Below are 6,000 nucleotides of genomic sequence, written 5' to 3'. Positions count from 1 at the left end.
CGACTGCCTGTACCAACGAGCTCCGTTGTTCTACGTCAAGATTTCTTCACCGCCACTTGCCTGACCTGCGAAAACGCTAACTACCTGGCCTTGGGACAAGGCCCAAACGCCATGATCTGCCGGCAGGCCGGATGGTCCGGCAGCCTTGCGGCCGGCGGCGTCGGCGGGGACCGATCGGGCAGTGCCAGCAGGGTCTTGCGGGTGATGCGGATCTCCTCGGCGACCCGGTCGAACTCCTCCAGTTGCGCGGTGAGTTCCGCGATGCGTCCCCGCGTAGCTTCGGCCTGCGCGGCGATCTCGCGCTCTTGCTCCTCCAGGTGCGTCAGCACCGCTCCCAAGGTCAGCTCGCTGGCGCCAAGTGGGGGTGGAGGTCGCGGTGAGCATCCGGGCCATCCGGTCGCTTATGGCCCAGTACCCCTCGACTCGGCGGAGGCGGGCCGGTGCTCGTAGTCCCGTACCAGCCTGCGGTGCAGCATCATGATCCCGTTCACCTGTTCCACTACCCACCTCTTGGGCTGCGGGACAAACCCGCTGCCTGCCGGGTTGCGCTCGACGACTTCGACGTCGATGCCCACCTTCTGCCCGTGGTCGACGACGGCGGTCTTGAACCCCTGGTCGACCAGGGCCCTCTGCACCGTGTCGGTGTCGGCGGCGACCTTGTCCAGCAAGGCGATGCCGGCGGCGTTGTCGTGCGCGGACGCGGCCAGCACCACCACCGCGATCACCAGACCGAGAACATCAACTGCCAGGCCGCGCTTGCGGCCTGGGACTTTTTTGCCGCGTCCCTTCCGGTGGTGTCGGCGGGCACCCCGGCGGCCACGTCCAGGCTCTGGGTATCGAGCACCACCAGGCTCGGGTCGGCCTTGCGCCCCCGGCTCTCGCGGACCTGCCAGCGCAGCAGGTCGTGGATGGTCTGGTCGGTGCCGTCGTCGCGCCACTTGTAGAAGTAGTACTTCACCGCGCCGACCGGGGGCAGGTCGTGGGGGAGGTAGTCCCACTGGCAGCCGGTACGGGACTGGTAGAGCAGGGCGTTGACGATCTCCCGCATCTCGTAGGCGCCCTGATGGCCACTGACGGAGGGATGCCGGGCCTTCCAGGAGGCGATGACGGGCTCGATCAGGGCCCACCGCTCGTCGGATAAGTCGTTCTTGTGGGGCTGGCGGTCGCTCACGAAGAACACTCCAGCACGACAGGACTCCCCGATCAGTCTCGATACGCCAGTGCCACACGTGCCAGCGACAACAAACGCGGCATCACGCCACATACCGCTCTCTGAGAGCGGAGAACGACCGGCTGGTGTCGCTGGTGCAGGAGACCATCGGTTTCGTCCGGGAGGCCGGCATTCTCTGCGCGGGCCGAGGACCTCCATGAGCCGGTACCCGCGCCTGCGTGCGCGGGGTCAGTCTCTCTGCTGATTCGCAAAGGATTCCTGCAGGACCCGGACCAGGATTTCGTTGTTTTCCACCCCGTCGTTTCTCGTGATCGCGAAAATATTCCTTCCCAGCCAATTCGGGTCGTCCACGCGTACCAGGGAAATACTCTGCGGGACCACTGGGGCGAGAAACCCGGGGATGATGCAGACACCGAGACCGGCGGCAACAAGTCCGAAACGACTGAGCCAGGACCGTGCGCGGAAGGCGATGAGAGGGTCGGCCAGCGTGGGCCAGGCGCCGAACTGCGGTTCGTCCCTGGCGCCCTTGCCGATGATCCATGCCGCGTGGGCGAGTTCACGCACTGGCACGGCGCCTTCCGTTCCGGCGAGCGGGTGCCCGCGTGGCACGCCCACCATCAGTTCGCCGCCCGGCAGCGGGGAGAGACGCAGCCCTTCAAGGGCCGGCTGCGGCAGACCCGGTCCGGAAGCCACGACCGCGACGTCCAGTCGCTTCGAAACGACTTGGTCCACGAGCTGGGGTGAGGACGCCTCCGTGAGCGCGAACGTCATCCTGGGGAACTGCTCCAGTGCCCTGGCCAGTGCGAAAGGGAGCATGGCGGCGCTCGCTGATGGAAACGCCCCTACCCGAATCCGCACCTGAGGCCCGGAGGTCAGCTCATCGAGACGTTCGTCCAGCCGGTCGAGGCCGGTGAGGGTTTCGGTGGCGAAGCGGGCGACGATCTCTCCCGCCCGCGTCGTCCGGACACCGCGTGCGCCGCGCACGAAGAGCACCTGTCCCGCGGCTTTCTCCGCGGCTGAGACTTGGCGGGAGACGGCGGACTGGGAGTAGCCGAGCGTGCGCGCGGCGCCGCTCAGGGAGCCGTGCGTGGCCACTGCGCGCACGACGCGCAGAGCGCTGATGCTGAGTTCGGGCATGGGAGCATCATAGCTGCCCGAGCCATGCAAAAAGGTTATGGGAGTGGATTAATAATTGCATATGATGCAGGGCCTGGAAAAGGGTTTTCGTGGGCTACTGTCGAAAGCGGTGACAACGCCACCATCTCTGAAAGGCTTCTGGTATGAGCGAGTTCATTTCTTCTGACGACACCCGGTACGACGAGCGTGCGCGGGCCTTGGTGCGGATCGGCCGCGAGGCGATCGCCGTGGGCGACGACAAGCAGCTGAATGCCTATTTCGCTGACGATTTCATATTCCACGGACCCGACGGTGACCTGACGTACGCGCAGCTCCGTTCCTTCTTCACGGCCATGCGTACCGCGTTCGAGGGATTCGCATGTGAGCGCCGCGCCCTCATCAGCCAGGGTGAGTACGTTAGCGCGCGCACCTGCATGTCGGGCCGTTTCACCGCGCCCTTCGAGGCATCCCCGGTCGGCACGATCGCACCGAACGGGCAGCTGATGCGACTCGAACTGATCAACCACTTCCGCTACCGAGAGGACGGCCGACTGGCCGAGGAGTGGGTCCAGTACGACAACGTCGGCCTTCTCCGCCAGCTCGGCATCGACCTCACCCAGGGGCGCTGACAGATACCCGCGATGTGCTGGAAGGCCCCGTCGACCGCCTTCCAGCACGCACGTCGGCTCGCCTCGGCCGGACACCTGCGCCTCAGCGACAAGAGCAACCGTGAAGACACACCCCAGCAACGCCGGAGCATGCACCATGTCTTTTTCTCTCGACCCCGAACTGTCATCCGTGCTCGCCGCCAGTGCCGCTGACGCCGCGCCCGAGCCGCTGGCGCCCGGTGACTGGAAGACCTGGTGGGAGACCGTTGCCGCCCTCTATCCGGCCCTGACCGCTGATCTGGATCGGCTTGAGGTCGGACATCAGGTGTTCAGCGCGGCCACGCAGGACGGCGCGCGCATCGATCTGCACTGGTTCACCCCGCTCGGCGTCACCGACCCCTCCGCGGCCGTGGTCCACGCCCACGGTGGCGGTCTGGTCGCCGGCGAGGTGGCGCACTTCGCACCGTTCATCGCCCAGTACGTCGCCTCTGCCGGTGTTCCTTTCCTGTCGGTGGAGTACCGGCTGGCCCCGGAAGTGACCGGATCGACTCTCACCGACGATGTCTACACGGGGTTGACCTGGCTGCTCGAACACGCCGACGAGCTCGGTGTGGACCCGGCTCGGGTCGCGGTGATGGGCGAAAGCGCCGGAGGCACCCTGGCAGCGACCACGGCGATCCGCGCCCGTCAGGAAGGCATCCACCTGGCCCGGCAGATCCTCATCTACCCCATGCTCGACAACCGCGATTGAACCGTCCCGGGTTCGGTAGAGACTTCAGATTGTGGTTGTGACCTGGGGTTTCGGGGTTTCGCGGTAGTAGTTGGTCTCGTATTCGGCGGGTGGGATGTGCCCGATTTCACCATGAAGTCGGCGGTGGCAGTACCAGTCGGTCCACTCGGCGGTGGCGAGTTCGACCTGGGAAAGGGTTCGCCAGGGCCGTCCGGGCTTGATCAGTTCGGTCTTGAACAAGCCGATCGTGGACTCCATGAGGGCGTTGTCGTAGGCGTCGCCGACCGAGCCGATCGAGGCCGCTATGCCGGCGGCCTCCGGGTGCTCGGCAGGGACGTTGCGTGCTGTCGTTTCGTCCGGTTGAGCACGTGAGTCTGGGTTGATCACGTCCATCCGAGGGTGGCCAGTGGTCGGTGCGGGTGGCGGGCGTGATGGCGGGTGGCGGCGGCGATGTTGGTGCGTCCGTCCTGCCGGAGGGTGCTGATGGCGAGGTTGCGGAGGGTGGCCATCACTCGGGGCAGATTGCCTGTCCGGATGGTGGAGGCGTCTTCGGTGAAGGTGGTGTCGCGGACGTGGTGGAGTTGGTTCTCGATCTTCCAGTGTCCTCGGATCCAGTCGGCGATCTGTGCGCCCGTGGCGGCGCCGGGCGGGAGGCTGGTGACGAAGTAGATCCGTTCGATCGTGATTTTCTTGCTGGTCAGGTCGTTGCGCCAGCGCATGACGCGCAGGGCCTGGCGGGCGCCGGGGTAGTCGAGGTGCCGGAAGGCGACGGTCTTGAGGTGGCGGATCTCCAGGCGGCCCCGGCCCTTCGTGCGGTCCTTGTGGTCAACGGGGACGTCGGTCCAGGGCAGGTTCTTCAACTGTTCGTGCGGGCTGGGGTGGTTGCGTTTCACTACGGCGATGTAGTGGGCGTCGCGTTCCCGCAGCCACAGGCCGTTCGCGTGCTGGGTGTGGGTGGCGTCCGCGGTGACCACGGTGTTCTCCAAGGTGAGGTTGTCCAGCAGCGGGATGAACGCGGGCGTCTCGTTACTCCTGGCGTCGACCTGCCCCTGGGCGATCACAGTTCCGGCATGGTCCATCGCGGCGATCAGCCATACCGCTTTCCCTCCGCCCGTGCGTGTGCCGCGCAACTGCTTCCCGTCGACGGCCACCGCCCGCCACCGGGCTTCTCCGCTCTGCCGTGTATGGGCCCTGGCCTGAAGGAACGCGCTGATCGCGGCATCGAAGGCGTCGCCGTCGAGGCGGCCGAGGAGACGCATCACCGTGGTGGTGTGCGGGACGGTGACCGACCTGGTGAACGGATTGACGGTGAATCCGAGGGCACGCAGGACCCACTCGGGCGCGTCCGCGATCCACTCGGCGATCGCGGTCAGGGACCGGGCGCCGGCCAGAACACCGGCGGCCGCGGCCGAAACGATCGCGGTGAGCGGGAAACGCCGGCCCCGGCGATCACGCGGATCCCTCAGGCCGGTGAGGAACCGGACGAGGCACACCGCATCGGGCAACGGCTGCGGCGATGGGGTACAGGCCAGTTGCACCAGCCCGGAAGGCATGGGAGAAGCTGAGACAGCAGGCACGGTCTTCGGTTGTGGTCATGCGGATTCGACACCTACATGATCACCGAGGCCGTGCCTGCACTCGCATCCAGGCCCAACCGGCATGACCGCCCATCACAGGGCAAGCTCACGCAATCCGCGACCTCGCAACGTCCCTGCCCGGCGGGAGGGGGATGCGCGCACTCATGTGTTTCAGGCGTATGAGTTGACGCTGACCGGCCACGACCCGGTGTACGGCACCCAGCCCTGGAGTGTGGCGGGGATGCCCACCCGGGTGTTGCAGTTGATCACCTGGAAGTGCAGGTGGGGTCCGCTTGACGCGCCCGTGCTGCCCGACCAGCCGATGACCCGGCCCTGCGGGACCCAGTCACCGGTGTTGTAGATGGCCCGGTTCAGGTGGGCGTAGTGGGTGCATTGGCCGTTCGAGTGTCGGATGATTACCTCGATGCCGTTCTGCCAGTACGGGGACCAGTTCGAGACGAGGACCGTGCCGCCCTGGGCGGCGGAGACCTCGTAGTTCGTGGGGAGACCGAAGTCCCAGGCGTACTCGTTGTAGGGGCCGGTGTGCGAGTACGTGCCCTCCGGGCCCTGCGTGACCTGGTAGGCCTCGCCGGCCGGGTAGGGGAGCTCGTAGTAGTAGTCCGCGGCTGAGGCCGGGGTGGCGCCGGACAGCATGATGCCCGCGGCCGCCACCATCGCACCCGCCATCGCGGCGAGTCGGCGTCGGGCTCCTGTCGTTCTGTTCACTGTGCAACTCCTCTTTAGGGGAGTTGACATGCTCATGGATGTCTGGGGTGGGTGTCGAGGGGTGTGCCGCAA

6 protein-coding genes and 2 pseudogenes are annotated in these 6,000 nt (G+C 66.6%); 2 read left to right on the top strand and 6 right to left on the bottom strand.

The window, feature by feature from the left end:
* Positions 1-80: 80 nt before the first annotated feature.
* The 3 genes and pseudogenes from ACFWVE_RS28845 to ACFWVE_RS28835 all read right to left on the bottom strand — a co-directional run bounded on the left by ACFWVE_RS28845 (position 81) and on the right by ACFWVE_RS28835 (position 2,308).
* The gene (locus ACFWVE_RS28845) at positions 81-329 is read right to left on the bottom strand and encodes a hypothetical protein (protein ID WP_384020048.1); all 249 of its coding nucleotides are present in this window, start codon (positions 327-329) and stop codon (positions 81-83) included.
* 1 nt (position 330) lies between these two features.
* Positions 331-1,171, bottom strand: a pseudogene (locus tag ACFWVE_RS28840) (IS5 family transposase); the annotation flags it as partial.
* 228 nt (positions 1,172-1,399) lie between these two features.
* Entirely contained in the window at positions 1,400-2,308 is a 909-nt protein-coding gene (locus ACFWVE_RS28835; RefSeq protein WP_384020042.1) for a LysR family transcriptional regulator, read from the bottom strand.
* Positions 2,309-2,451: 143 nt separating this feature from the next.
* On the opposite strand from ACFWVE_RS28835, the gene ACFWVE_RS28830 reads away from it, so the two are divergent.
* Together ACFWVE_RS28830 and ACFWVE_RS28825 are read left to right on the top strand one after the other, a co-directional pair.
* A complete protein-coding gene (locus ACFWVE_RS28830) occupies positions 2,452-2,916 on the top strand; it encodes an ester cyclase (RefSeq protein ID WP_384020039.1) in 465 nt (154 codons plus the stop codon).
* A 100-nt stretch (positions 2,917-3,016) separates the two neighbouring features.
* A complete protein-coding gene (locus ACFWVE_RS28825; protein ID WP_384020036.1) occupies positions 3,017-3,646 on the top strand; it encodes an alpha/beta hydrolase in 630 nt (209 codons plus the stop codon).
* A 24-nt stretch (positions 3,647-3,670) separates the two neighbouring features.
* Here the strand turns inward: ACFWVE_RS28825 and ACFWVE_RS28820 are convergent.
* The 3 genes and pseudogenes from ACFWVE_RS28820 to ACFWVE_RS28810 all read right to left on the bottom strand — a co-directional run.
* Positions 3,671-3,937: pseudogene (locus tag ACFWVE_RS28820) on the bottom strand (integrase core domain-containing protein); the annotation flags it as partial.
* 71 nt (positions 3,938-4,008) lie between these two features.
* The gene (locus ACFWVE_RS28815) at positions 4,009-5,178 is read right to left on the bottom strand and encodes an ISAs1 family transposase (protein WP_384020032.1); all 1,170 of its coding nucleotides are present in this window, start codon (positions 5,176-5,178) and stop codon (positions 4,009-4,011) included.
* 195 nt (positions 5,179-5,373) lie between these two features.
* A complete protein-coding gene (locus ACFWVE_RS28810; protein WP_384020029.1) occupies positions 5,374-5,928 on the bottom strand; it encodes a M23 family metallopeptidase in 555 nt (184 codons plus the stop codon).
* Positions 5,929-6,000 lie beyond the last annotated feature (72 nt).

It is taken from the genome of Streptomyces sp. NPDC058632, from assembly GCF_042717095.1.
Taxonomy (GTDB): domain Bacteria; phylum Actinomycetota; class Actinomycetes; order Streptomycetales; family Streptomycetaceae; genus Streptomyces.
Note: the sequence above shows the minus strand (reverse complement) of the source record. Positions and strands in the feature narration are given on the sequence as shown.